We start from the raw sequence: 25,031 nt of genomic DNA, 5'->3' as shown, positions 1-25,031 counted from the left end.
GGTGCCTTAATGCGCCGCGCGCACCACCGTCACCGGCACCGGCGCGGCACGCACCAGGTCGAGCGAGACCGAGCCCAGCACGCGCTCGCCGAGGCCGCTGGCGCCCGCGCCCATCACGATGGCGTCCACCGCGTAACGGTCGGCCACGTCGATCAGCGCGTTTGCAACCTCACCGGTCTGCACCACCTCGCTCTCGCATGGGACGCCGGCCGCTGCGAGCAGTTGCTGCGCCGGCTTGAGCAGGTCCCGACCGGCCTGCTCGGCCACGCGCTGCAGCACGGCCGGATCGTGCGCCGTGACGAGTTCGTACAGCGAGGCGCTCTCCTGCACGTTGGCCAGCACGCAACGCAGGCGCAGCCCCGCGCCCACCAGCCGCAGCACGTGATGCACCGCGGCCAGCGATTCGGACGAACCATCGATGGGAATCAGGACCTTGTGCATGCTGTTCTCCCGATCAATAGGGTCTTTCGTTGAAAAGGCACCAGTACAGCTCGATGTGCGCCGCGACTTCGATGAACTTGTTGAAGCTGACCGGTTTCTCGATGTAGGAGTTCACGCCCAGGTCGTAGGCGGTCTTGAGATCCCGGTCGTCGCGCGACGAGGTGAGCACCACCACCGGGATCTGGCGTGCAAGTTCGTGGGCACGGAAAGCGCGCAGCACCTCCAGGCCGCTGGCGCGCGGCAGGTTGATGTCGAGCAGCACCACCGCGGGCATGCGCTCACCGCCCTGCCAGCGTGGCAGCCAGGCCAGGGCCTCCTCGCCATCGCGCGCGACGATGATCTCGTTGGAGAAGTTGCGCTTGCTGAATGCCCGCAGTGTGAGGTCCAGGTCCATGGGGTTGTCCTCGACCAGCAGGATCGGCGGCAACGAAACGCCACGTGCGGTGTTCATGCGGGGAACTCCAGGAAGAAGGTGGCGCCCTCGCCGGGCTTGCTGTCGGCCCAGACGCGCCCGCCCATGCGCTGCACGGCCTTGGCCACCAGGGCCAGCCCGACACCGGTGCCCGGGTAGTCTTCGGTGCGCTGCAGGCGCTGGAAGATGCCGAAGATGCGGTCGTGGTATTTCATGTCGAAGCCCACGCCCCGGTCGCGAACCCACAGCAGGTGGCGGCCACCCTCGCACCGGGCGCCGATCTGCACCTGCGGCGGCTCACCAGGGCGCGAGAACTTCAAGGCATTGCCCACGAGGTTGCGCAACACCACGCTCAGCCCTTCGCGATCGAGGGTGAGCGAGAGCGCACTCACCTGCAGCTCGACGGTGGCGGAGGCACGTTCGATGTCGGTCGCGTACTCCTCGAGCACACGGCGCACGGTCGCTTCCACGTCCACGGGTTGTGGGTCCAGCGTGCGGCGTTCCATGCGTGAGTAGGCCAGCAAATCGTTGATGAGCGCGCTCATCTGACCCACCCCGCGCCGGATGCGCGTGATGAAGCCGCGCGCTTCGGCATCGAGTGTGGGGCCGTACTCCTCTTCAAGCAACTGGCTGTAGCCGTCGATGCCGCGCAGCGGCGCCTTCAGGTCGTGCGAGACCGAGTAGGTGAAGGCCTCGAGTTCGCGGTTGGCATCGCTGAGCTGTTCGGTGCGCTCGTGCACGCGACGCTCGAGCTCGGCGTTGGTGCGCTGCAGCGCCAGCTGGGCCTGTTTGAGCGGCGTGATGTCGAGCAAGGTCCCCGAGTAGCGCCAGAGGCCCTCGGGACCGCGGTGGCGTTCCAGGCTGGCGCGAAACCAGCGTTCTTCCCCGAGCGACGGGTGACGGCGGAACTCGGCGTGGGTGATGGCCTCGCCCGCCTCGGGCGAGCGCATGAAGGCGTCGATGCGCTCGCGGTCCTGCGGGTGCAGGCAGTCGAGGTACTCGGCCAGGGTCGGGGGCGGTCCGAGCGCCCGGTCGCGGCCGATGTTGTGGAACATCTGGTCCGACCACCAGACGGAGCGGTCGGCGGTGTCAAAGCGCCAGCTGCCCAGCCCGGCCAGCCCTTCGGCCTGCTCCAGCAACGCCTTTTGCTCGCGCAGTGCCTCGCTGGCGCGCAACTGTTCGGTGATGTCCTGCACCGTGGCGAAGAGCCGGTGCAGGCTGCCGTCGGCCAGGCGCACGGCGCGCACATCGAGCTCGGCGTGCACGATGCGCCCGTCACCGCGGATGAAGCGCTTGCGCAGCACGTAACGGTCGGTCTGGCCGGCCATCATCGACTCGAGCAGCTGCAGGTTGTGGTCCAGATCGGGCTGCGGCGTGAACTCGGTCCAGGGTCTGCTGAGCAACTGCTCGCGCGAGTAACCCAGGATCTCGCACAGGCGGTCGTTCACCTGCAGCCACTGGCGCCGTTGCGGTGAGGAAATGCCCATGCCGATGAAGGGCAGGTCGTAAAACAGACGCTGCACCTCGGCCTGCTCGCGCACGGCCAGTTCGGCCTGCTTTTGCGCGGTGATGTCGAGCAGGATGCCGCTGATGCTCTCGACTTCGCCGTCGGCGCGGTGGGTCACCGAGGTCCGGTCATCGACCCAGGCGTAGCCGCCATCGGCGCGGCGCAGCCGGTATTCCTGCCGGTACTCGAAGCACCCGGCGGCCCAGTTGGCGGCGATCTCCGCGTTCATGCGCGTCACGTCATCGGGGTGGACCAGGTCGTCCCAGTCGACGCCCCCGTTGAGCAGTTCCTCGGGCGTGTAGCCCCACTGGGCGACGTTGGCGCTGAGGTAGGTCATGGGCCAGCCCGGCCGGTTGGCCCATTCGATCGCCACCGCGGGGGATCGGTCCACCAGCGCATAGAGGTGTTCCAGGCGCTGTTGCTGCTGCTGCAGTCGCTCGGCCATGCGGCCCGGATCGACGACGGACGCCTTGCCCGGCAGGCGTGCAAACCAGCGCTGCCACAGCCGGCGCCAGGGTGAGGCTGCAACCGGCTTCGCGGGTGTGTTCGGGTTCATGCGGGACATGGCTTCCGGTGGCAGCATATCCTGCCCGCCTGTCACAAAACCGCCCCGGGCGCCGAACGCCTTGCAGATTCCTCAAACGTTGGAGGAGGCCGCCAGCGGCAGCGTGACCACAAAGGTCGCTCCGGCGCCCGGTTCGCTCTGTGCCACGATCCCGCCACCGTGGGCTTCGGCAATCTGGCGCGCCAGCGCCAGACCCAGACCGGTGCCCTCGTACTCGCTCTTGAGGTTCAGGCGCTGGAACGGCTGGAACAGGCGGCCCAGGTGTGCCGGGTCGATGCCGATGCCGTTGTCCTGCACGCGCACCGTGGCCCAGCCGTCCGCGGTGCTGGCGCTCACCTTCACCTCAGGCACGCGCTCGCGCGGCACGAACTTGAGCGCGTTGGTCAGCAGGTTCTGGAACAGCAGCGACAGCAGGCTGGCGTGGCCCGTCACCACCGGCAGGGGTTCGATCTGCAGCCGTGCACCGGTGGCCGCCACGCGGGCGGCCAGCGCGTCGCACAGTTCGGCCAGCACGCGATCCAGCGCCACCGCGGTGGGCCGCTCGGGCTCGCCCGCCTGCAGGCGGGCGTAGCGCACCACGTCGTCGAGCAGCGTGCGCATGCGCGCGCCGGCGCGCAGCACCAGCCGCATGTACTGACGCGCGTCGGGCGGCAGCATGGCCCCGTGGTCCTCGTCGATCAGGCTCACGAACTGGGTGATGGTGTTGAGCGGCTCGCGCAGGTCGTGCGAGGCGATGCGCACGAACTGCACCAGGCTGTCGTTGGCCTGGCGCAGCTGGTCGGCGGTCTGTTGCAACCGGTCATGGCTTTCGCGCAGATCCTCCATCGCCACCGCGAGGTTGAAGCGGTCCATGGCCGACATCTGCTTGAGCTGGTCGTTGGCCTGCTTCAGGCGCAACTGCGTGCGCACGCGCGCCTGCACGATGGCGGGGTGAATGGGCTTGGCGATGAAATCGGCCGCGCCTTTTTCCAGGCCGGCCTGCTCGAAATCGGCCTCGGCGTGACTGGTCACCATGATCACCGGCAGCGGCGCCAGCACCGGGTCACCCTTGATGGTGTCCAGTACCTCGAAGCCGGAGAGGCCGGGCATCTGCGCGTCGAGCAGCACGATGTCGGGCAGCGCCTCACGGATGCGGCGCAGCGCGTCGTGGCCATGGGTGGCAAAGCGCAAGCGCCCCAGCGGTCGCAGCGCCTTGGCCAGCGCCTGCACCATGCCGGGGTCGTCGTCGACGATGAGGATGTCGGGCAGGGCCGGGCCGCTCACGGGTTGCTCCCGGGGTTCAACTCGTGGTCGAGCAGTGCCATGGCCGCTTCGAAGTCCAGCGCTTCGATCTGACCGGCAAGCAAGCCGGCCCGCTCGGCGCCGAGGCGGCGCTGCAGGGCTGCGCGCTGGGTGTCGAAATGGCTCAGCGCTTCCAGGTCGTGCTGGCCAAGCAGCGCCAGCAATTGCGACAGCACCGCGTCGTCGGCGGGAGGCACGTCCGTCGCCAGGGTGGGCGCGACGTCGCCCTCGGCCAGCCATGCGCTGGCAGCCAGCGTCAGGCGGCGCAAGGCAGCCTGCAGGTCCTGCCAGGGCTCGGCCAGCAGCCCGGGCGCGGCACCGTCGCGCAAGGCGTTTTCCAGCGCGCCGGCGCGCCGGTGCACCGCGTCGGCGGCCACCAGCCCGGCACCACCACGCAGCTTGTGCAGCCGCGCGGCCAGCCGCTCGCGCTCCAGATCCGACAGGACCGCAGGCAGTGTCTCGTCGGCCAGCGGGCCGTATTCGTCGAGCAGGCGGCGCAGGCTGCGACGCAACAGGCCCTGGTCGTTCCCCAGGCGGCGCGCAGCCTGCTCGCCGTCGATGCCGGCGATCACCGGCCAGTCGTGTGCGCTCGCGGGCATGGCCTCGCTGGGGGCCACGGCCTGCCGCGCCACACCGCGTTCGTCCAGCAGTTCCACCACCGCGGCCAGCAGTTGTTCGGGGTCGAGCGGCTTGGTGAGGAAGCGGTCCATGCCGGCGTCGATGGCGCGGCGGCGCTCCTCGGACAAAGCGCCCGCGGTAAGCGCAATCACCGGCAGGTGGCGCAGGGCCGCGTCATCGCGCAGCAGGCGCGTGGCCTGCAGGCCGTCGAGTTCGGGCATCTGCACGTCCATGAGCACCAGGTCGATGGCACCTGGGTCGTCGCGCAGCACGGCCAGGGCCTCGCGCCCGTTGCCCGCGAGGTACACGCTCGCGCCCTCGCGCAGCAGCATGTGCATTGCGATTTCCTGGTTGATCTCGCTGTCGTCGACCACCAGCACGCGCGCGCCGCCCAGGCGCGGGCCGCCGGGCGGCGCGTTGCGCTGGGAAGGCAGCACGCGGCCGCTGTGGCCGTGGCGCGCCACCACGCCCTGGTGCACGGCGTTGAAGAGTACCGAGGCGTTGACGGGTTTGGTCAGGATGTCGTCGGCCAGGCGCAGCCGGTCTTCGCGCGCCACGCGCTCGCGCTCGCTGGCCGAGACCATGAGCGCCGCCGGCAGGTGCGACAGGCCGTAGCGCTCCGCGAGCACCGCCAGCGCCTGCAAACCGTCCATGCCCAGGCCGTTTTCGCCCTGCATCTGCCAGTCGACCAGCATGGCGTCTGGCAGGGGCTTGCCGTGCGCCACACGATCGGCCACCCAGGCCAACATCGCTTCGGCGGATTCACAGGCTTCGGTGCGCCAGCCAAAGGCACGCGCCATGTCCACCAGCGCCTGACGCTCGTCGCTCACGTCGTCCACCACGAGCACCTCCAGCGCACCGGCGCCGGTGGCCGGCAGTGCGGCGGCCGGACGCAGACACACTTCAAACCAGAAACGGCTGCCTTGACCGGGCGCGCTTTGCACACCGATGGTGCCGCCCATGAGCTCCACCAGGCGGCGTACGATGGACAGGCCCAGGCCGGTGCCGCCATGGCGGCGCGAGGTCGAGGCATCGGCCTGTGAAAAGGGCTGGAACAGCCGCGCCTGCGCCACCGGGTCGATGCCTTCGCCGCTGTCGTGCACCTCGCCGCCCAGGCGCACCTGCTCGGCGGTGGTCTCCAGCACACGCAGGCTCACACGGATGTCGCCGCGTTCGGTGAACTTGAGCGCGTTGCCCAGCAGGTTGGTGAGCACCTGACGCAGACGCATCGGATCCCCGCGCACCAGCGCCGGCAACGTGGGGTCGGCCTGCACGCGCAGCGCCAGGCCCTTGGCCTCGGCCTGCTGGCGGAACACGGCGTCGAGTTCGGCCAGCAGGGCCGCGGGGCTGAAGGCCGCGTCTTCAAGCGTGAGCGCGCCGGCCTCGATCTTGGCCATGTCGAGCACGTCGTTGACGATGCCCAGCAGCGACTGGCTGGCCATCTGCGATTTGGCCAGCAACTGCTGCTGACGCGCGGTGAGCGGCGTGTCGGCCAACAGGTGGGACAGGCCGATGATGGCGTGCAGGGGCGTGCGGATCTCGTGGCTCATGTTGGCCAGGAACTCCCCCTTCGCGCGCGACGCAGCCTCGGCGGCCTCGGTGGCGCGCACGAGATCGGTGATGTCGATGCGGAACCCCACCGTGTGGCCATCGGGCAGGCGGGCATCGACGACGCGCAGCACACGGCCATCGGCCTGTGGCTGGATCAGCATGGTGCCGCCGACGCGGTGGGCCGCAAGCCGCCTGGCAAACCATTCCTCTTCCCGGCCCACGGCCTCGGGATAGTCGCCAATGGCAAGGCCAGCGCGCACCAGCGCTTCGAAGGTGACGCCAGGCTCCATCAGGTGGGCCACCCGCGGATAGGCCTCGCGGTAGCGCTGGTTGCACATCACCAGACGATCCTCGGGATCGAACAGCACGAAGGCTTCATTGACGGCGTCGATGGCGCCGCGCAGTAGCGCCTCGCTGCGGGCCACGCTCTCCTCGGCACGCTTGCGCTCACTCATGTCCATGTAGGTGGTGACGAAACCACCGTCGGGCATGGGCGTACCGCGAATCTCGATCAGCGTGCCGTCGGGCCGCAAGCGCTCGAAACGGTGCGGCACGGGGTTGCGCGCTTGCGCCAGCGTGCGCTGGATGTGGGCCTCGACGTCGCCGCTGCCGTACTCGCCGCGCATGGCGTTGAAGCGGATGATGTCTTCGAACGTGGGCACGCCGCGCGCGAACAGTTCCTCCAGGCCGAGCAGGCTCACGAACTCGGTGTTCCAGGCAACCAGGCGCAGGTCGGCATCGAAGGCACTGATGGCGCACGGCATGTGCTCCAGGATGCTGTGCTGCAGCGCGTTGATGCGCAACAGCTCGGTCTCCATCAGGTCGCGATCGGTCACGTCCTGCATGGCACCGACGATCTGCGACACCGTCATGGTTTCGTCGTAGATCGGTTCACCCACCACGCGCACGCGGCGCACCCGCCCCTTGGCGGTGGTCAAGGGCACCTCGAAGTCGAACGGCTCCCCTTCCTTGCGCGCCAGCCGCAGGGACTGCATCACGCTGCGCCGCGCCTCACCGTCGTAGAAATGCAGCGGCATGGCGGGGTCGATCGGGGTGTCCGGGTCGAGCTCGTGCAGCGCGTACATCTGCGGCGTCCAGACCACCGACCAGGCCTTGAGATCGAACTGCCAGCCGCCCACGCCGGCCACGCGGCCGGTGCGCTTGAGCAACGCCTCGCTGGCGGCCAGGCGCTGCTGCGCTTCCTTGGCGGCGGTGATGTCGCGGTGCGTGCCATACATCCACAGCGGCTGGCCGTCGTCGCACCAGCTGTTGACGCGCCCGCGGTCGAGAATCCAGACCCAGTGACCGTCGCGATGGCGCATGCGCAGCTCGCATTCGTACTGGTCGATCTCGCCCGCGAAGTGTCGACGCAGCTCGATGCTGGAGCGCTCCTTGTCGTCGGGATGGACAAGCTGGTGCCAGACACCGCCTCCCATGGCCGCGACATCGCCGAGGGTGAGGCCCAGCATGGTGGCCCAGCGCTCGTTGTAATGGCGCTCGCCGGTCTGCACGTTCCATTCCCAGGTACCGGCGTTGGTGCCGCGGATGATGTTCTCCAGCCGCTGGCGCTCGTCCGACAGGCTGGCGGTGCGCTCGCGCACCTGCTGCTCCAGGCTTTCGTTGAGCGCAATCACCTCGCGCTGTGCGGCGCGCTCGTCGGTGATGTCGCGCACGATCGCAGCCGCCCCGGCGGCGCTCCCATCGGGCGCACGGATCGGCGAGAGCGTGATCGCCACCTCCACACGACGGCCGTCACGCGTGCGCAACCAGCGCTCCATGTGCGGCGTGTCGCCCGCGCCGCGCACCGCATCCGTGTGCACCCGGGCGCCGTCGTCATCGCCGGGCACCACCAGCGATTCGAGCGATCGCCCCACCGCCTCCTCGGCGCTGAAGCCGAACAGCACCTGCGCCCCGCGGTTCCACGAGTTGATTTCTCCCGCCGGGTCGAGGCCGATCACGGCGTCGTTGGTCTGCTCGACGATGGCGGCCAAGCGCAGCCGCTGGCGCTGCGCATCCTCGCGCCGGCGCATGCTCAACCAATACAGATACAACACCCCGTGCCCGGCCAGCAGGGCGGTCAGCATCAACGGCATGTGCGCCACCAGCGCCGCCCAGGCCGTGGCCTGCACCACGCTCTGCGGCATCCAGGCAAGAAAACGCAAGGTGCCGATGTCGCTGCCGGGGTTGGCCTGGATCTCCGCCATGCCGACCAGCAGCACACCATCGGTCGCACTGCGCCAGCGCGGTGAACCCCCGGCGTGGAACGGTGCCACGCGCTCATGATCGTCCTCCCAGCGCCGCGGTCGGCCCAGGTCGGTACCGAATTCGCGCGAGTGATCGGCGTCGAACACGTAGTCGCCCATCGCATTGGTGGCCGTCACGCGCGCACCGGCGGGCGGGCGCGTGGGGAATTGCTGCATGGCGCGGTCGCGATCGACGTGCATCACCACCAGGGCGCGCTGTCGGCCCTGGTTGTCGAAGACCGGCGCGGCATAGCGCACAGCGGCGCGGTGCGGCAGCGCGACGATGCCGCCCTCGCGGTGCAAGGACACCTCGGACACATAGACCTGCCCGGGACTGAGGCTGCGCGCCTCGCGCAGTTCGTGCAGGCTGTTGCGCTGACCGAGCATGGCCTGCGGGACCACTTGAACGCCCTGATCGCCTCGCTGCACGCGCACCAGCTCGTGGCCGTTGTCCTCCAGACCCACCAGCCTCATCAGAAAGACATCGGGCGTGGACTCCAGCAAGCCGGCAAAGACCAACTGCAGTCGGTCCTCCCATTGCGCATAGGTGGACTGATCGTCCGGATCGACACCGCTGTTGTCGAGCGCTCGCATCAGGCCGTTGATCGGCGGCGTGCTGGCCACGAACAGCAACGCGCGGCGGCGGAACGCTTGCTGCGCCTGGGTGGCATGGGCGTAGGCGCGGGCGCCATCGTCCAGCGCGCGTTGCTGCTGGGTCACCGCGTCGTCCAGCGCGAGCCGGTACCCCACCAGCGACCACAGCGCGAGCAGACCCACGCTGAGCAGCGCGCTGCGCCGAAACAGCGGGCTGGCCACATAGGCACGCAAGCCCGCGGGCGCGCGCAGCGGCGGGCGGCCGCTGCCCTGCCCGAGGGTCTGCGCCATCGGCGGTGCTGCGGACGATCCGGTGGCTCCCTGGCCGAAGCGCCAGAGGTAGAGCGCCGCGGTCAGACCACTCACCAGCAGCACGCCGTAAGCAAACACGCCCAGCGGCGAGGCGCCGGCCACACCGTCCAGCAGTGCGCCGCTGGCCTGTGTGCGCAGCACCCAGGTGCGGCCATGGACCGACAGGGTGCGCTCGTGCACAAAGCCGCTCACCGCCGCGCCGCTGCCGTCGCGTTCGAAGAACGGCTCGGTGTCGCTGCCGTCGGTGATCGACAGGTGGAGTTCGTGCGCGCGCGGCCCGAGTTGCGCCGTCACCTCGTCCATCAGCAGCGGCGAGTAGGTCCAGCCGATGGTTTCGAGCCAGCGCGTCTCGGGGTTGAGCCCGGGATCGACGCGGTAGACCGGCAGCAGCATCAGCAGGCCGCGGCGGGTACGCGCGTCGGCCTGCACCAGGGTGATCGGTGCGCTCAGCTGGGTGCGCCCGAGCCGTGCGGCAGCGATGGCGGCGTCGCGGCGTCGCGCTTCGGAGGCGATGTCCAGGCCCTTGGCGCCGGGGTTGTCGGCGCGGGGGTAGATGTAGTGAATGACGAAGCGCTCGCCGCCGTTCGGCTCGATCTGGCGCACCCGGAAATCGCCCGGCCCCTCGGCACGCGCCACCGCCTCGAAGGCGGCTTGCTCGGCGGCCGGCACGCGGCGGATGAAACCGATCCCTCGTGCCCCCGGAAACTCGACCGCCAGATCGCGCGTGGTCACGTAGGCCTCGAAGGCGCGGCGATGGACGTTGGCCCCCCCGGCGGCCGCGATGGCGCCGCGGGCGCCGCGCAGGCCGAACTCGTAGAGGCGCAGCCGCTCTTCAAGGCGGTTGGCCACCTCGGCACTGCCGGTCTCCACGCGCGCCTGCACGCGCGCACGCCAGTCGAGGTGCGCCCACCCCGCGGCGGCCGCACTCAGCAGCAGCCCGACGCCCCAGAGGGCCCAGGCCCGGCCGCGCAGCGAATGGCGCCAGCCCATGTCCAATTCGCCCTCTCCCGGGCCCGGGGCCCGCGCAACGGTGTTCAATGGCCCGCGCGCCAGCGGCGCCCGGGGTGGTGAGCGCACCGCCACACGGGGTGCTCGCAGTGCATGCTAACGATTCACTTCGGCGCGGCGGGGCAGAAATGAAGGGCAGCAAGGGGCCAATTCACCGCCGTTCGGCGGATGAAGCCAACGACCGTGGTGTCTGGACCGGCCTCAGTCCTGCCCATGGCGGCGCAGCAGGTTCGCCGCTTCCGAGCGGTCCAAGGGTTTGGTGAGGTAGCCCACCACGCTCGGACAGGCCTGGGCGCGCGCGCGATCGGCCGGGTCGGACGAGGACGACAGCATGGCCACCACCGCACTGCCGCGCTGCTCGGGCGGCAGCGCCTCGAACGCGTCGAGGAAGGCGAAGCCATCCATCACCGGCATGTTGATGTCGAGCAGGATCAGCCGCACGCCATGCCCGCGCGTACCGCGCAGATGCGCCAGCGCATCCTGCGCACGTTCGAAGGCCAACACCTCGCAGGGTTCGCCGCAACGTTGCAGCGTGACCCGGGTATAGAGCAGGTCGCTGTCGTTGTCGTCGACCATCATCACGCGCGGCGGCATTCGGGCTCCAGGCAGGGTGGTGTTGCATGAAAACCCCCACTGTACGCGGGCCAAGGCGTCACCCCACAATGCGCGGCCGATGACGGCGATACGGAGCGGCGCATGACGCGACAGGGTGGACGGGCTCGTTGGTGGATCGGCGGGTTGCTGGCGATCGCAGCGCTGCTGGCTGCCTTCACCCTCAGCCCGCGGCCCATGCTGCTGGTGCTGGTGTGGCTGTTCGACCGCGGCGCCGCCCAGACCTCGCAGGCCTTGGCGCCGCGCGTGCCACCGGGCGTGCAGACGCTGGCCGACCAGCCAGTGGATGGCCCCTGGCCTGGTCTGCGCTTCGACCTGCACCGGCCCGAGGCGCCCGCGCCGCCCGGCGGGCGGGCGCTGCTGGTGTGGATCCACGGCGGTGGCTGGGTGTCCGGGCGCAAGGAAGACGTGGCGAACTACCTGCGCATCGTGGCGGCGCGCAGCGGCCTGGCGGTGGCCAGCCTGGACTACACACTCGCCCCCGAGGCCGTGCACCCGACGCAGCTGCAGCAGGTGCACGCGGGCCTGTTCACGCTGCGCGCGCGCGCCGAATCGCTGGGCATCGACCCGCAGCGCATTGTGCTGGCCGGCGATTCGGCCGGTGCGCAACTCGCCGCGCAGTTGGCCGCAGCCATCACGCACCCGGAGTACGGCCACCGGCTGGGCGTGCCCGCGGGCAGCGTTGACGCGCAGGCGATCCGCGGCACCGCGCTGTTCTGTGGCCCCTACGACCTCGGCCTGTTCAATCTGGAGGGCAAGCTCGGCCCGGTGCTGCGCGCCGTGCTGTGGGCCTTCACCGGTGAGCGCGATGCGCGCGCCACGCCCGCGTTCGAGCTGGCGTCGGTGCTGCGCCATGTGACGGCCGACTTCCCGCCGAGCTTCATCAGCGTGGGCAACGCCGACCCGCTCAAGCCCCATTCCCTGGCCCTGGAGGCGCGCTTGCGTGCGCTCGATGTGCCGGTACAGACGCTGTACTTCGCAGACGACCGCACGCCGCCACTCGGGCACGAATACCAGTTCTTTCTCGACGACCCGGCGGGTGAAGAAGCGCTGCAGCGGTTGTTGGCCTTCCTGGCCGAGCGACTGCGCTGAAGCGGCGAAAGCGGCGCCAGCGCTCAGGCCGCCAGGCCCAGCGGCACAGCCGCCGGCGCGTCGGCCAGCAGCCGCGAGAGGATCTGCGGCACCTCGTATAACGCGCGGTTTCGCTGCGCACGCACGCGCTCGCGCAGCGCGGGCAGATCGGCCAGCAATCGATCGACCGCCTGCGCGATGCTGCGGTGGCTGTGGTGCACGATGCCCAGGCCGTGTTCCTGCACCCATTGCGGGTTGTAGCGCTCCTGCGGCATCGTCCAGGCGTTGTCGACCACGATCACCGGCAAGCCGCGTTGCACCGCTTCGCTCACGCTGCCCGGGCCCGGCTTGCCGATGAAGAAATCGGCCATGTCCATGAGCTGAGGCACCTCGGTGGTGAAACCGACCACATGGCGCGGTGCCTGCGCCGGCATTGCCTGCAGCTGGCGCGCCAGCGCCCCGTTGTGGCCGCACAGCAGGATGAGTTGAACCTGCGGCAGTTGCCGGGCGATGGTGAGCATGGCGCGCGAGCCGTGGCCGCCGAACAGCACCAGACCGGTGGGGCGATTCGGGTCGAGCCCGAGTTGCGCGCGCGCCGCTGGGCGGTCGACCAGCGGCGCCCGGTAGAAATCGGGCCGCAGGATCATGCCGCTGGTGGCGTGCACGCGTTCGGGGGCGTGGCCGGCGGCCAGCGCCTGACGCACCGCGCGCGGCGTGCCGCAGATGAGATGCTGGGGCTGCCGGGGTTCGATCCAGAAATGCGGCGGATGGTCGGCGAGATCGGTCAACACGGTGGCGTAGGGCACGCCCGGGCGCGCCAGGGCCAGGGCATCGAACATGGCGCGGTTGAAGTTGGGGATCAGCGAGACCACGAGGTCGGGCCGCGTGAGCGCCCAGTGGCGTTGCAGCCGGCGCACGAGCGTGGGATGCGCCATGCGGATCAACGCCTGCAGCAGCTTGAGTTCCTGGGCCATGCCCAGCGTCCAGCCGCGTGCGAGGCGGCGGTTGTACCAATCCTCCGGGGCCAGGCCGGTCATGCGGCGAAAGCGTTGTGCCGGGTCGAGCACCTGGAACAGATCGACCAGCCTCACCTGCCAGGAAAGGCCGAGCTCGCCGATGACCGACTGCAGGGCCTGGGCCGACGCCCGGTGGCCGCCACCGGCGTTGAAGTAGACGAGGTCAACCTGTGGCTGCATGCGCGGCAGGCTAGGTGCACCCCATGACACGTGCGTGACGTTTCGATGGGGCGATCGTGACCCGCAGGATCGCGACTGGAACGCCGCGAGAGCAGCGCCCATGCGACGGAGGCCAGCGCTCAGCCGCGGCGACGACGGCGCACCATGCCCAGAGCACCCAGGGCCACCCCCAGCAGGGCGAGGCCGCCCGGCTCCGGCACCTCGGTGGGCGGCGTGACGGGGGGCGCTTCGACGAACTGAATGGCCTTGATCTTGAACCGGTCATCCTGGTCGGTGATGGCGTTGGCACCGAACAAGAGGCTGTTCACGAAACCACCCGCGATGGACACGTTGCGCGCATTGCTGCTCTTGTCGGCATCGTCATCGATGCGGGGCGAAAAGCCGAACGCTGCCAAGCCGTTCAAGCCCGCACCCAAAAGGTTGAGTGAGGGAGCCACCAGACCCGTCCAGTAGCTCACGTCGCGGTCATGCGACCCGTAGGGATCGATGTTGACCCGCAGAGGGTCGACCGGTGCGCTGAACTGGAACAGCACGAAGTCGTCATCGCCGCTGTTGTCGACCTGGTGATCAGGCGAGTCACAGCGCAGGCCCTCGTCGCGGTTGCAAACGCCCAGGCCCGTGTCCCACTGGTCCAGCCGGGCCGATTCGAACGTGCCGTTGCTACCCGTTCGAGACCACGCGCTGACCGTGACGGAAACGCCCCCGATCAAAAAGGTTCGCACGTTGCCGTAACCACTGCTGGAACTCACTGAAGGGGCGCCGAGGTCGAGGTAAAGGGGCGCTGCACTGGTCAGCGGCACGTTCAGTGCGAGGGCCGAAGCCAGAACCATTTGCTTGAAATTCACGAAGGCACTCCTTGTTGAAACGAAACCGGAAAGGACATCGCGGATGGCGCCGCGCGTCTGTCACCATGAGGAGCAACCTTTATGACAATACTTTTAACCTATATGAATCAATGCTTTGTACTACTTTGGAAATCTTTTATATGACCCGTGGTGATCGATGTGTCATGTTTTTCGACACACACATTGCCAGGAACGATCGGGCAACAACGGGGAGGTGACGACGATGTTCATCGGCGCTACGCTTCGTGGGTGACAGGGAGCCGCAGCGGACGCCGACGGTCGCAACGGCGCCGCCCCCAGCGCCAGGAAAGGCTCCCATGGCACTGCGCGACTGCGACGCCGCCGCAAGCCCGCCAGACCGCTGCAACGCCGCCCTCGGTGCGGTGTTCGACGCCATGCCCGCGGCGCTGGCCGTCACGCGCCGCCGCGATGGCATGGTGCTGGCGGTCAACCAGGCCTGGTGTGCGCTGCTGCAGCTGCCACGCGAGGCCGCGGTGGGGCGCACCTCGATCGAACTGGGCGTCTGGCGTGACGAGGCCTCGCGCCAGCGCTACTTCGCCCGGCCGCAGGATCCGCAGCGCATCCTGACGTTCCTGGCCGGCACGCCACACCAGCGGCGCGTTCGCATGCGCTCGGCCCCGCTGCGCGTGGACGACGAGGAATGGGTGCTGGTGACGATCACCGACGCCGAGGCCGAAGCGCAGGCGCAAAGCCGACTGGAGGAACAACGCGGCCTGCTGGAGCGCATCGCCGCACACGTGCCGGGCATGACCTATCTGGCCTGGCGCAAGAAGGACGGCAACACCGAATTCGTGTTCATCAGCGACGTCGCGCGCAGCATGATGCAACTTGCACCGCACGAGCACACCGACGATCCCAAAGCGCTGTTCTCGCGCATCCACCCGGACGACCGTGAGGCGGTGTTCGCCGGCCTCGACGAAGCGGGCCGCGAAGGCCGCTGCTACCACGGCCACTACCGCGTGTGCCTGCCCGACGGGCAGTTGCGCTGGCACCAGACCGACGCCACGCCGACACCAGCGCCCGATGGAGGCACGCTGTGGCACGGCTTCACCAGCGACGTGACCGCGCAGCAGCAGGTGCAGGCGGAAATTGAAGCCGCCAATGCCACGCTGGAGCGCCACGTGGCCGAACGCACCGCCGACCTGCAACGCACGCTGGGTGACATGGAGGCCGTTGCGTACTCGATCGCGCACGACCTGCGCACGCCGTTGCGATCCATCAACGGCTTTGCCGCGCTCGTTCACAAGGAGGAGGGATCGGCGCTCAGCAGCGCCGGGCGCCACGCGCTGGAGCGCATCGTGCAGGCCTCCGCGCGCATGGGGCGCATGCTGAGCGACCTGCTCGCCCTGCTGGAGGTGGTGCGGCTGGACCTGCACCCGGCCGAGGTGGACATGACTTCGCTGGCCGACAGCGTGGCAACCGCCCAGGGCCTGCGCGCCAGCGGGGTACAGCTGCAACTGGAGCCGCTGCCCACGGCGTGGGGCGACGCCGCGCTGCTGCGCCAGGCGCTGCACCACCTGCTGGACAACGCCCACAAGTTCTCGAGCCAGGTGCCGTCACCGCGCATCCAGGTCGACTACGACGCCAAACAGCGCGCCTACCGGGTGAGCGACAACGGCGTCGGCTTCGATCCGGCGCTCTCCCCACGGCTGTTCGAGCCTTTCCAACGGCTGCACAACGACCCCGCCCACCCCGGCCTGGGCATCGGCCTGGCCATCGTCGCGCGCATCGCGCAGCGCCATGGTGGCCGGGTCTGGGCCGAGAGCTCCCCGGGCGCCGGTGCCACGTTCTGGTTGCGGGTGTGCGAGCGACCTTGAGCAAGCCGTGCGGCGCTTGAAGCGAACAAGAAGGGCAGTCCACGGTGGCCGTTTCGGGCACGTGCAGGTTGTCGCCAAAAAATGTGGAAGCGCTTCTCAGGACGATCACGGACGTGGACTGTTTCGCCCGGGCCGACGCGAACGCCAAACAAGTGAGGATCGCCAGACTCACCCCTTGCCCAGCGGCGGGCGCCCGAACAAGCTGGACGCATTGCTGATCGGCCCGAGTTCGTTGGCGACGGCCAGCAGCTCGGGCGCCAGCGCCTGCATGCGCTCCACGCTCAGGCGCGTGCGCGGCCCGGCGATGCTGATGACGCCGATGGCTTCGTTGCGGCGCATCACGGGTGCGGCCAGCGCGCTCATGCCGGGCGCGAAGACCTCGTCGATCATGGCGTAGCCGCGCACGCGCGCCGCGTGAAGAAAACCCAGCAGGGCCTTCACCGTGGTCGGTGCCTTGGGGCCGTAATCGCGCGGGGAGCCGAAGCCCTGGCGCGTGACGAGTTCAAGCGCGCGCTCGTCGCTGAGCGTGTGCAGCCAGGCGTGCCCCGAGGCCGAGCACGACAGCCACACGTCGGCACCCATGTCGGGGTCGTATCGCACACCCTGCTGGCGCGCCCCCTGAGCCTTGGCCACGAAGGTGAGGCGATCGACATCGACCAGCGACAGGCGCACCAGCTCACCCGATTGATGCGCGAGGCGCTCCAGCAAGGGGCCGGCGATGTCGACGATGCCGCCGTTGCTGAGGTAGCCCAGGCCGATCGAAACCACCTTGGTGGTGAGCTGGTAGTCGCCCTGCTTGCGCTTCTGGCGCACGTAGCCGCGCTGCTGCAGGTCGCTCAGCAGGCGATGGCAGGCGCTCAAGGGGATGTCGAGCTCTTCGGCCATCAGCGCCAGCGGCAGGCCATCGGGGTGGCGGGCAAGGTGCTCGAGCAGCGACAGGCCGCGGTCCAGCGCGAGGTTCATGGGGACGGTCTCGTTTTTCCTGATGTGGAATGGGTTTCCAGTGTGGAAAGTGTTTCCTGCAACGGGCGAAGAATCGGCCCCTGCACAACGCCAGGCACTGTAGGCCAGGTGCCATTCGGCGCCAAGGCGGCAGACCCTGATCACCATGAAGCCCACCGTCCACATCCTCAACGGCCCCAACCTCAACCTGCTGGGTATCCGCGAGCCGCACCTGTACGGGCACACCACGCTGGCACAGGTGCAAGCCCGCTGCGAGGCGCTGGCCGCCGAACTCGGCCTGGGCTGCGTGTTCCGACAGTCCAACCACGAGGGCGTGCTGGTGGACTGGGTGCAGGAGGCACGCGCTGCGGGCGCCGCGGTCATCATCAACCCGGCCGGCCTGTCGTTCCGCTCGATCCCTTTGCTGGACGCGCTCAAGACGCTGGACCTGCCGGTGATCGAGGTCCACATCACCAACATCCACCGCCGCGACGCGCCCTATCAGCATTCGGTGACCGCACTGGGCGCCACTGGCGTCATCGCCGGTCTCGGCCCGCTGGGCTACGAACTCGCGCTGCACGCCGTGGCGCAGCGGCTGCGCGAGGCGACCACCGCCTGAGCCGATGTCCGTTTTCCTCACCACAACCACACTGGAGACAAGCACCATGACCGCTGCATTCGATCGTCGCACCGCCCTCTTTGCCGGCGCCGGCCTGGCCGCCGCCGCCATGGTGCCGGGCCTGGCCCGCGCCCAGTCCACCAAGCTGCGCTTTGCCGCGGTGTTTTCCGACACCGACATCCGCGCCGAGATGATCAAGCGCCTGGGCGCCGACATTGCGCCCGACCACACCATCGAAGCGCACCTGAACGCCACGTTGTTCCGCCAGGGCACCGAGCTGGTGGCGCTGCAGCGCGACAACCTGGAGATGGGCAACATTGCGCCGCAGGACATCTCCAAGCAGGTGCCGTCCTGGTCGGTTCTGACCTCGGCCTACCTGTTTCGCGACGCCAATCACCTCAATGCTTTCTTCGCCAGCGACCTGGGTACGCAGATGAAGAAGCAGGTGGAGGACCAGCTCAAGGTGAAGATCCTGGGCCCGACTTTCTTCGGCACGCGCCACGTGGGCCTGCGCGGCAAGAAGAAGGTCAACGTGCCGGCAGACCTGGCGGGCGTGAAGCTGCGCATGCCGCCCGGTGACGCCTGGCAGCTGCTGGGCCGATCGCTCGGGGCCAACCCCACGCCCCTGGCTTACGCCGAGACCTACACCGGCCTGCAGACCGGCACCGTGGACGGGCAGGACAACCCGCTGCCCAACGTGCAGAACATGAAGTTCTTCGAGGTGATGGGCCAGATCGTGCTGACCTCGCACCTGGTGGCGTTCGACCTGCTGACCCTCAACCTCAAAACGTGGCAGGCGATGTCGGCCGACAAGCAGCGCGCCTTCCAGGCGGCGGTCGACAAGGCCATCGCCTGGAGCGCCGCCGAGCACCAGAAACGCGAGGCCGAGCTGGCCGAGGGCTTCCGCCGCCAGGGCCTGGACGTGTACGTGCCCAACATCGCGGCGTTCCGCGAGCACGCGCAGAAGGTGTACCTGGCGTCCGACGAAGCCAAGGCCTGGGCGCCTGGCATCCTGGACAAGATCGCTGCGATCAAGTGAAGCTGTTTCGCGCGCTCGCGCGCACGGCAGAGGCGGTGGCCGCGGGTCTGCTCGCGGTCATCTTCCTCGCCTTCATCGCGCAGATCGCGCTGCGCTACCTGTTCGATCTGCCGGTGGGGTGGACGGCGGAGATCTCGCTCGTGGCCTGGTTGTGGCTCATCCTGTGGGGCTCGGCGTTCGTGCTGCGCGACGAGCAGGAAATCCGCATCGAGCTGCTCAGGGCCTTTTTCGGTCCACGCGGGCAGCGCATCCTCAGCTCGCTGGGCTCCATCGCCATCGTGGTGCTGTTTGCGCTCGCCCTGCCCGCTACCTGGGACTACATCACCTTCATGAAGGTGGAGAGCAGCTCGTACCTCAAGATCCGCTTCGACTGGCTCTATTCGATCTACCTGGTGTTCGCGGTCGCGGTCATTGCCCGCCACCTGTGGCTGGTCGTGAACGCCCTGCGCGGGCGCGCCCCGTCCGAGGCCACCCACATAGGCTCCCTGTGAACCCGACGAGTCCGTTTTCCCTGGCCGTGGCGGCCATCGTGCTGCTCAGCCTGCTCGGCGTGCCCATCGGCCAGGCCATGATCGGCGGCTCCATCCTCTACCTCTGGCTCAAGGGCATGGACATGGGCAGCGCGGCCGAACAGCTGCTCAACAGCACGTACTCGAGTTACCTGCTGTTGGCCATTCCACTGTTCATCCTGGCCGCCAGCTTCATGAGCTCGGGCAGCGTGCTCGACCGCCTGCTGCGCTGGTGCAACGCGCTGGTGGGGCGCTTTCCGGGCGGGCTGGCCCAGGTCAACGTGCTGCAGAGCGTGGTGTTTGCGAGCATGTCGGGCTCGGCGCTGGCCGATGCGGCTGGCTCCGGCAAGCTCATGCAGGCCATGATGACGCGCGACGGCCGCTACCCGCCATCCTTCGCGGCGGCGCTCACCGCGGTGTCGGCCGTCATCGGGCCGATCCTGCCACCATCCATCCCGCTGGTGCTGTATGCACTGGCCTCGGGCACCTCCATCGGCTACCTGTTCCTGGCCGGCGTGCTGCCCGGGCTGCTGCTGGGTGCGGTGCAGATGGTCCTGATCCACCACCTGGCGCGGCGCCACCGCTTTCCGGTGGAGGACGCCGTGCCGCTGCGCGAGCTGCCGCGCATCACGCGCGAGGCCCTGCCCGCGCTGATGATGCCGTTGCTGCTGCTGGGCTGTCTGTACAGCGGCATCACCACGCCCACCGAGGCCGCTGGCGTGGCCGCCGCGTACGCGCTGCTCATCGCGGCTTTCTACTACCGCAGCCTGAACGTGCGCGACGTGTACCAGTCGCTGCAGCAAAGCGCGCGCACAAGCGTGTCGATCGGCATCCTGATCGCCGGCGCCACGGTGTTCAACTTCGTCATCACGTCGGAGAACATCCCGGCCTCGCTGAGCACGCTGATGCGCGGGCTCGACCTTTCGCCCGCCACGTTCCTGCTGCTGGTCAACCTGTTGCTGCTGGTTCTGGGTGCGTTCCTCGAAGGCTCGACCATCATCCTCGTCATCCTGCCGGTGCTGCTGCCCACGGCGGTGGCGCTGGGGGTGGACCCGGTGCACTTCGGCGTGGTGGCGGTGCTCAACATCATGATCGGCCTGGTGACACCACCCTACGGCCTGCTGCTGTTCATGATGACGAAGATCGCCAACGTGGCCCTGGCGGATCTCGTGCGCGCCACACTGCCCTTCCTCGGCGCGATGATGGTGGCGCTGGCCATCACCACCTTCTGGGCCGACTTCGTGCTGTTCCTGCCGCGGTTGGCCGGCTACAGCGGCTGAACGCACACCCGAACCGCACGCACCATGGACACGCCGCGCATCGACGGTCGCACGGAATTGATCGTGCACCTGGGCCATCCCACGCACAGTTTCAAGGCCCCGCTCATCTACAACCCGTACTTCGCCTCGGCCGGCATCAACGCCGTGGTGGTGCCGCTGGCCTGCCGCGCCGAACAACTGCCCGCGCTGCTGCCGGCACTGTTCGCGGCCGACAACGTGCGCGGCGCACTCATCACCATGCCGCTGAAGGTCGCGGTGATGGGCATGCTCGATACGGTGTCGCCCACCGCCCGCGTGGCCGGTGCCTGCAACGCGGTGCGCCGCGAGGCCGATGGCCGGCTCGTGGGCGACATGTTCGACGGCGAGGGCTTCGTGCGCGGCGTGCGGCGCAAAGGCCTGGCGCTGGGCGGTGCGCGCGCGCTGGTGGTGGGCTGCGGCGGCGTGGGCTCGGCCATCGCGGCCTCGCTGGCCGCTGCCGGTGTGGCCACGCTGCGACTGTTCGATCTCAACACCAGCACTGCACAGGGCTTGCGCGAGCGGCTGGCCGCCACCTACCCTGCGCTGCGCGTCGAACTGGCCAACCCCGACCCTGCCGACATGGACCTGGTGGTCAACGCCACACCCCTGGGCATGGAGCCGGGTGACGCCCTGCCGCTGGACGTGAGCCGCCTCAACGCAAGCACCTTCGTCGGAGAGGTCGTCATGCGCGAGCGCATCACCGCCTTCCTGGCCGCTGCGCAGGCGCGCGGCTGCCGCGTTCAGGTGGGCACCGACATGCTCTTCGAACAGATCCCGGCCTACCTGGCCTTCTTTGGCCTGCCGGTGACCAGCCCCGAGCGCTTGCGCGAACTCGCCCTGCTGGACGTGGCGCTGCGCTGAGGCGCAGCAGGCGCCATCGGCACAGGCAGCGGCTCAGCCGTTCGGGATCTCCGGCTCCACGAGCCGCGCGAGCTGTTCGAGCGATTCCTGCCAGCCCAGGTAGCACATCTCGGGCGGAATCAACTCCGGAATGCCCTCCTGCACCACGCTGAGTTCGGTGCCACAGGCCACCGCCTTGAAGGTGACACTGACCTGCATCGTGCCCGACAGGCTGGGGTCGTCGAACCGGTCGGTGTAGCGCAGCCGCTCGCCCGGCACGAACTCCAGGTACTCGCCGCCGAAGCTGTGCGAGTGGCCGGTGCCGAAGTTGGTGAAGGACATGCGGTGGCTGCCGCCGGCCCGCGCGTCGAGGTGTTGCACATCGGCCGTGAAGCCGTAGGGCGGCAGCCAGCGGCACAGGGCAGCGGGCTCGGTGAAGGCACGAAAGACGCGCTGCGGCGGGGCCTTGAGGACGCGGTGCAGGCGTACGGTTCCGGTGGGCATGGGCGGTTCCTTTCGGTGTTGAACATGGACCTGTACCCGACGCTTCAGGACCACCGGATTCGACCGCCGGCCGTCGGTGGAGGCGGGCTCAGCCCCGTTGTGCGCGCCTCACACGCTGAGCCAGCGCGCCAGCCAACGCCCAGGGGCGGGCTCGCGCCGCGGTGCGGGGGCGGTGGCGCCGAGCGCGAGCAGGCGCGCCTCGGCCTGCGCCAGACCGGCCTGGCGCGCGGCCTGCAGCGGCACCATGCCGTCGAACTCCGAGTGCAGGTGCGGGTTCGCACCGTGTTCCAGGAGGTACAGCGCAACCGCCTCCTGCCCCGCAAGCAGGCAGGCCACCAGCGGCGTGGAGAGGAATTCCGGGTGCGCGTAATTCACGTCGACGCCGTTCTTCACGTGGTACTGCACCAGGGACAGCTCGCCCTCGCAGGCGGCGTTGAACAGCTCTTTCCAGTTGCCTCCGGACATGCCTGTGCCCTTCCTTGTGTGGTGCGGTTCGTGATGCGGCGGACAGTGCCGCGCAGCCCTGCAGTATCGCCGCGTGCGAGCAAAAAAAAAGGCAGCCCGGGGGCTGCCTTTCGAACCTTGGAGAACACAGGCCGCGGGCAGGGTGTGCCCGCAGCGGCTGGCCGGCGATCAGTTGGCGATCGCGCCGCCGGTGGCTTGCACCACGGCGTTGCCCTGCACGGCGCGCAGGCCGGCCAGACGGACTTGCTCGATCTGCGCGTCGCTCGGCACCGGCAGGATCTCGCCGTTGGCGACCAGGCCCAGGCGGTAGGCTTCGGCGGCTTCGGCCTGCACTTGCGCGCGGCTCAGGCCGCTGGCCACCACGGTGGCTTGCGAGGGGGTGACTTCGCCGCGGGCGATGACGTCGGCGCGGTAGGCCGGGGCCACCTGGGCTTGCACTTCGGCGCGGCTCAGGGTGGACTGGAAATTGAAGACTTCGTTGCCCTGGATGGGGCCTTCGGCGAAGGCGGCACCCGCGCTGAGGGCAAAGGCGATGGGGAGAAGAGCTGCTTTCATGACGGTTCCTTTGAGACAGAGGTTGAGGGTTTCCTGATCTGTCGAACACGCCTTGTTGTGTTCGGCATGGGGTGAACTTTAGGGTTTACCCGCATGAAGAAAAACCAGCCCGCCGACAACGCACTGTTTCGGATTCCGCAACAACGCAGGCGCGCGCCGGGCGCTGTGCCCGCTCACGGCGCCGGTAGAACTCAGCTGTCCTGAAACAGGCTTTCGCGCACGCCCGAGCCTTCGGGCAAGGCGAATTCCTGGCGCACCGCACGCGCGAAGTAGCCCTGGCGCACGGCCTGGCTCACCTGCCAGGCTGAGATCGTCCGCTGCGCGCGTTGCGCTTCGAGCAGGCGCATGGGCGGTGTGCGGAAGTAGATGATGAGCGCGGCCTCGCGCCGGTTGAAACCCTCGCGCATGGCCAGCGCCACCACGGCCTGACGCAACTGCGGATTGACCGTGTTCGACGGGATGCCCAGGTCTCCGAGGGCATATCCCAATCCGATACGGAACCACAGCTTCTTCCACATGCGTGGCATTACATCATCGGGGCCACGTCGGCGTGAGAGGGGAAAACACCGTGAGATGGCCCATCTGGGGGATGACGGCGCGCCGCCTGGCCGCCTTCAGCCCGGCGCACCCGCAGGCAACGGGCGCGAGCGATTCACCAGCGCCACCAGCGACAACATCACCGGCACTTCCACCAGCACCCCCACCACCGTGGCCAGCGCTGCGCCGGAGTGCAGGCCGAACAGCGAAATGGCCACCGCCACCGCGAGCTCGAAAAAGTTGGACGTTCCGATCAGGCAGGCCGGGCCGGCCACCTCGTGGGGCAGCCTGAGCCAACGCGCGCCCCACCAGCCCAGGAAGAAGATGCCGTAGCTCTGGATCAACAGCGGCACCGCGATCAGGGCGATGACCCCGGGCTGCGCGAGGATGGTGTCGGCCTGCAGGCCGAAGAGCAGCAGCACCGTGCCCAGCAAACCGGCAATGGACCAGGGCTTCAAGCGCGCCATCAGACGCGGCAAGGCATCGGGCCCGCGCGCCAGCAGCCGCGCACGGGTGAGCACGCCCGCCGCCAAGGGCAGCACCACGTAGAGCACGGTGGACAACAGCAACGTCGACCAGGGCACGGTCACGTCCGTCACGCCGAGCAGGAAGGCGGCGATGGGCGCGAAGGCCACCACCATGATCAGGTCGTTCACCGACACCTGCACCAGGGTGTAGTTCGGGTCGCCACGCACCAGCTGGCTCCACACGAACACCATGGCCGTGCAGGGCGCCACGCCGAGCAGGATCATGCCGGCGATGTACTCGCTGGCGGTTTGCGGGTCGACCCAGGGCGCGAACAGGTGCTGGAAGAACAGCACGCCCAGCGCGGCCATGGTGAAGGGCTTGACCAGCCAGTTGATGACCAGCGTGAGCACCAGGCCTTGCGGTCGGCGCCCCACGGCGCGAATGGCGCCCCAGTCCACCTGCACCATCATCGGGTAGATCATCACCCAGATGAGCACGGCCACGACCAGATTGACATGGGCCCATTCGAGCGCGGCGACCCGCGCGAACGCCCCGGGAACCGCCGTGCCGAGCAGCACGCCCGCAACGATGGCCAGCGCCACCCACAGGCTCAGCCAGCGCTCGAACAAACCCATCAGGCGTGCTCGCCCACGGGCTTGTCCGTGAGTCCGATGCGGCCGAGTTCCTTCTGCAGCGCCAGGCGATCGAGTTTGTCCAGCGGCAGCGCGAGGAAGATCGCGATGCGCCGGCTCAGCACCAGCAGTGCGTCATTGAAGGTCTGGCGGCGCTTGTCCTCGGGGCCGGTGGCGGCGGCCGGGTCTTCCACGCCCCAGTGGGCAGAGATCGGCTGCCCGGGCCAGAGCGGGCAGACCTCGCCCGCGGCCTTGTCGCACACGGTGAGCACGAAGTCCATCGCGGGCGCGCCGGGCAACGCGAACTCGTCCCAGCTCTTGCTGCGCAGCGCGGACGTGTCGTAGCGGTTGCGCTGCAGCAGTTCGAGCGTCATGGCATGGGGTCGGCCCGCGGGCTGGCTGCCCGCGCTGAAGGCGCGAAAGCGGCCTTGGCCCAGCTGATTGAGCACCGCCTCGGCCATGAGGCTGCGCGCCGAGTTGCCGGTGCAGATGAACAGGACGTTGTACGGCCGGTTTTCCATGGTGCTCC

General features: G+C 69.0%; 22 protein-coding genes. 7 read left to right on the top strand and 15 right to left on the bottom strand.

Annotation, left to right across the window (positions count from 1 at the left end; translation table 11 throughout):
* Positions 1-6: 6 nt before the first annotated feature.
* The 6 genes from M3149_RS14370 to M3149_RS14345 all read right to left on the bottom strand — a co-directional run bounded on the left by M3149_RS14370 (position 7) and on the right by M3149_RS14345 (position 11,126).
* On the bottom strand, positions 7-441 hold the full coding sequence (locus M3149_RS14370) for a universal stress protein (protein ID WP_251710233.1): 435 nt from the start codon (positions 439-441) through the stop codon (positions 7-9).
* A gap of 13 nt (positions 442-454) precedes the next feature.
* Positions 455-892, bottom strand: coding sequence for a response regulator (locus M3149_RS14365; protein ID WP_251710232.1), 438 nt, complete (start codon positions 890-892; stop codon positions 455-457).
* Positions 889-2,916 carry a sensor histidine kinase gene (locus M3149_RS14360; protein ID WP_251710231.1) on the bottom strand — a complete coding sequence of 676 codons (2,028 nt, stop codon included), beginning with the start codon at positions 2,914-2,916 and terminating at the stop codon, positions 889-891. The genes M3149_RS14365 and M3149_RS14360 overlap by 4 nt, the downstream gene beginning before the upstream one ends.
* Positions 2,917-2,997: 81 nt before the next feature.
* Positions 2,998-4,188: a sensor histidine kinase gene (locus M3149_RS14355; protein ID WP_251710230.1), complete on the bottom strand. Its 1,191-nt coding sequence runs from the start codon at positions 4,186-4,188 to the stop codon at positions 2,998-3,000.
* On the bottom strand, positions 4,185-10,514 hold the full coding sequence (locus tag M3149_RS14350; protein ID WP_251710229.1) for a PAS-domain containing protein: 6,330 nt from the start codon (positions 10,512-10,514) through the stop codon (positions 4,185-4,187). Before M3149_RS14350 ends, M3149_RS14355 begins: the two co-directional genes overlap by 4 nt.
* Before the next feature lie 219 nt (positions 10,515-10,733).
* The gene (locus M3149_RS14345) at positions 10,734-11,126 is read right to left on the bottom strand and encodes a response regulator (protein ID WP_251710228.1); all 393 of its coding nucleotides are present in this window, start codon (positions 11,124-11,126) and stop codon (positions 10,734-10,736) included.
* 102 nt (positions 11,127-11,228) lie between these two features.
* On the opposite strand from M3149_RS14345, the gene M3149_RS14340 reads away from it, so the two are divergent.
* Positions 11,229-12,236, top strand: coding sequence for an alpha/beta hydrolase (locus tag M3149_RS14340; RefSeq protein ID WP_251710227.1), 1,008 nt, complete (start codon positions 11,229-11,231; stop codon positions 12,234-12,236).
* Between the two features lie 23 nt (positions 12,237-12,259).
* Here the strand turns inward: M3149_RS14340 and M3149_RS14335 are convergent, their stop codons facing one another.
* Both M3149_RS14335 and M3149_RS14330 read right to left on the bottom strand, forming a co-directional pair.
* On the bottom strand, positions 12,260-13,411 hold the full coding sequence (locus M3149_RS14335) for a glycosyltransferase (protein WP_251710226.1): 1,152 nt from the start codon (positions 13,409-13,411) through the stop codon (positions 12,260-12,262).
* A gap of 119 nt (positions 13,412-13,530) precedes the next feature.
* Complete coding sequence (locus tag M3149_RS14330; RefSeq protein ID WP_251710225.1) at positions 13,531-14,256, bottom strand: PEP-CTERM sorting domain-containing protein; 726 nt, start codon at positions 14,254-14,256, stop codon at positions 13,531-13,533.
* A gap of 317 nt (positions 14,257-14,573) precedes the next feature.
* Here M3149_RS14330 and M3149_RS14325 point away from each other — a divergent pair, with 317 nt between their 5' ends.
* Complete coding sequence (locus M3149_RS14325; RefSeq protein ID WP_251710224.1) at positions 14,574-16,094, top strand: sensor histidine kinase; 1,521 nt, start codon at positions 14,574-14,576, stop codon at positions 16,092-16,094.
* A gap of 168 nt (positions 16,095-16,262) precedes the next feature.
* On the opposite strand, the gene M3149_RS14320 is transcribed toward M3149_RS14325, so the two are convergent.
* A complete protein-coding gene (locus M3149_RS14320; RefSeq protein WP_251710223.1) occupies positions 16,263-17,057 on the bottom strand; it encodes an IclR family transcriptional regulator in 795 nt (264 codons plus the stop codon).
* Positions 17,058-17,202: 145 nt separating this feature from the next.
* Here M3149_RS14320 and M3149_RS14315 point away from each other — a divergent pair, with 145 nt between their 5' ends.
* The 5 genes from M3149_RS14315 to M3149_RS14295 are packed head-to-tail and all read left to right on the top strand — an operon-like array spanning position 17,203 to position 21,362.
* Positions 17,203-17,655 (top strand): type II 3-dehydroquinate dehydratase, encoded by a 453-nt coding sequence (locus M3149_RS14315; protein ID WP_251710222.1) that lies wholly within the window; start codon positions 17,203-17,205, stop codon positions 17,653-17,655.
* 46 nt (positions 17,656-17,701) lie between these two features.
* Positions 17,702-18,694, top strand: a complete 993-nt coding sequence (dctP, locus tag M3149_RS14310; RefSeq protein WP_251710221.1) for a TRAP transporter substrate-binding protein DctP — start codon at positions 17,702-17,704, stop codon at positions 18,692-18,694.
* On the top strand, positions 18,691-19,185 hold the full coding sequence (locus M3149_RS14305) for a TRAP transporter small permease (protein WP_251710220.1): 495 nt from the start codon (positions 18,691-18,693) through the stop codon (positions 19,183-19,185). Before dctP ends, M3149_RS14305 begins: the two co-directional genes overlap by 4 nt.
* Complete coding sequence (locus tag M3149_RS14300; RefSeq protein WP_251710219.1) at positions 19,182-20,483, top strand: TRAP transporter large permease; 1,302 nt, start codon at positions 19,182-19,184, stop codon at positions 20,481-20,483. Before M3149_RS14305 ends, M3149_RS14300 begins: the two co-directional genes overlap by 4 nt.
* A 24-nt stretch (positions 20,484-20,507) precedes the next feature.
* On the top strand, positions 20,508-21,362 hold the full coding sequence (locus M3149_RS14295) for a shikimate dehydrogenase family protein (protein ID WP_251710218.1): 855 nt from the start codon (positions 20,508-20,510) through the stop codon (positions 21,360-21,362).
* A 33-nt stretch (positions 21,363-21,395) separates the two neighbouring features.
* Here M3149_RS14295 and M3149_RS14290 read toward each other — a convergent pair whose 3' ends face one another.
* The 6 genes from M3149_RS14290 to M3149_RS14265 form a co-directional block, all read right to left on the bottom strand.
* A complete protein-coding gene (locus tag M3149_RS14290) occupies positions 21,396-21,845 on the bottom strand; it encodes an SRPBCC family protein (RefSeq protein WP_251710217.1) in 450 nt (149 codons plus the stop codon).
* Between the two features lie 108 nt (positions 21,846-21,953).
* Positions 21,954-22,310: an ankyrin repeat domain-containing protein gene (locus tag M3149_RS14285; protein ID WP_251710216.1), complete on the bottom strand. Its 357-nt coding sequence runs from the start codon at positions 22,308-22,310 to the stop codon at positions 21,954-21,956.
* Positions 22,311-22,478: 168 nt separating this feature from the next.
* A complete protein-coding gene (locus M3149_RS14280; protein ID WP_251710215.1) occupies positions 22,479-22,865 on the bottom strand; it encodes a DUF4148 domain-containing protein in 387 nt (128 codons plus the stop codon).
* A gap of 191 nt (positions 22,866-23,056) precedes the next feature.
* Entirely contained in the window at positions 23,057-23,383 is a 327-nt protein-coding gene (locus tag M3149_RS14275; RefSeq protein ID WP_251710214.1) for a hypothetical protein, read from the bottom strand.
* Positions 23,384-23,479: 96 nt separating this feature from the next.
* Entirely contained in the window at positions 23,480-24,505 is a 1,026-nt protein-coding gene (arsB, locus tag M3149_RS14270; RefSeq protein ID WP_251710213.1) for an ACR3 family arsenite efflux transporter, read from the bottom strand.
* Complete coding sequence (locus tag M3149_RS14265) at positions 24,505-25,023, bottom strand: arsenate reductase ArsC (protein WP_251710212.1); 519 nt, start codon at positions 25,021-25,023, stop codon at positions 24,505-24,507. The genes arsB and M3149_RS14265 overlap by 1 nt, the downstream gene beginning before the upstream one ends.
* Positions 25,024-25,031: the final 8 nt, after the last annotated feature.

The sequence above is a fragment of the Hydrogenophaga intermedia genome, from assembly GCF_023715105.1.
Taxonomy (GTDB): Bacteria; Pseudomonadota; Gammaproteobacteria; order Burkholderiales; family Burkholderiaceae_C; genus Hydrogenophaga; species Hydrogenophaga intermedia_A.
Note: the sequence above shows the minus strand (reverse complement) of the source record. Positions and strands in the feature narration are given on the sequence as shown.

What these genes read in the sequence shown, in the direction of transcription:
- M3149_RS14335 (WP_251710226.1), bottom strand. Translation starts at nt 13,411, where the DNA reads ATGCAGCCACAGGTTGACCTCGTCTACTTCAACGCCGGTGGCGGCCAC.
- dctP (WP_251710221.1), top strand. Translation starts at nt 17,702, where the DNA reads ATGACCGCTGCATTCGATCGTCGCACCGCCCTCTTTGCCGGCGCCGGC.
- M3149_RS14290 (WP_251710217.1), bottom strand. Translation starts at nt 21,845, where the DNA reads ATGCCCACCGGAACCGTACGCCTGCACCGCGTCCTCAAGGCCCCGCCG.
- M3149_RS14295 (WP_251710218.1), top strand. Translation starts at nt 20,508, where the DNA reads ATGGACACGCCGCGCATCGACGGTCGCACGGAATTGATCGTGCACCTG.
- M3149_RS14345 (WP_251710228.1), bottom strand. Translation starts at nt 11,126, where the DNA reads ATGCCGCCGCGCGTGATGATGGTCGACGACAACGACAGCGACCTGCTC.
- M3149_RS14275 (WP_251710214.1), bottom strand. Translation starts at nt 23,383, where the DNA reads ATGTGGAAGAAGCTGTGGTTCCGTATCGGATTGGGATATGCCCTCGGA.
- M3149_RS14265 (WP_251710212.1), bottom strand. Translation starts at nt 25,023, where the DNA reads ATGGAAAACCGGCCGTACAACGTCCTGTTCATCTGCACCGGCAACTCG.
- M3149_RS14320 (WP_251710223.1), bottom strand. Translation starts at nt 17,057, where the DNA reads ATGAACCTCGCGCTGGACCGCGGCCTGTCGCTGCTCGAGCACCTTGCC.
- M3149_RS14315 (WP_251710222.1), top strand. Translation starts at nt 17,203, where the DNA reads ATGAAGCCCACCGTCCACATCCTCAACGGCCCCAACCTCAACCTGCTG.
- M3149_RS14280 (WP_251710215.1), bottom strand. Translation starts at nt 22,865, where the DNA reads ATGAAAGCAGCTCTTCTCCCCATCGCCTTTGCCCTCAGCGCGGGTGCC.
- M3149_RS14285 (WP_251710216.1), bottom strand. Translation starts at nt 22,310, where the DNA reads ATGTCCGGAGGCAACTGGAAAGAGCTGTTCAACGCCGCCTGCGAGGGC.
- M3149_RS14365 (WP_251710232.1), bottom strand. Translation starts at nt 892, where the DNA reads ATGAACACCGCACGTGGCGTTTCGTTGCCGCCGATCCTGCTGGTCGAG.
- M3149_RS14340 (WP_251710227.1), top strand. Translation starts at nt 11,229, where the DNA reads ATGACGCGACAGGGTGGACGGGCTCGTTGGTGGATCGGCGGGTTGCTG.
- M3149_RS14350 (WP_251710229.1), bottom strand. Translation starts at nt 10,514, where the DNA reads ATGGGCTGGCGCCATTCGCTGCGCGGCCGGGCCTGGGCCCTCTGGGGC.
- arsB (WP_251710213.1), bottom strand. Translation starts at nt 24,505, where the DNA reads ATGGGTTTGTTCGAGCGCTGGCTGAGCCTGTGGGTGGCGCTGGCCATC.
- M3149_RS14360 (WP_251710231.1), bottom strand. Translation starts at nt 2,916, where the DNA reads ATGAACCCGAACACACCCGCGAAGCCGGTTGCAGCCTCACCCTGGCGC.
- M3149_RS14370 (WP_251710233.1), bottom strand. Translation starts at nt 441, where the DNA reads ATGCACAAGGTCCTGATTCCCATCGATGGTTCGTCCGAATCGCTGGCC.
- M3149_RS14325 (WP_251710224.1), top strand. Translation starts at nt 14,574, where the DNA reads ATGGCACTGCGCGACTGCGACGCCGCCGCAAGCCCGCCAGACCGCTGC.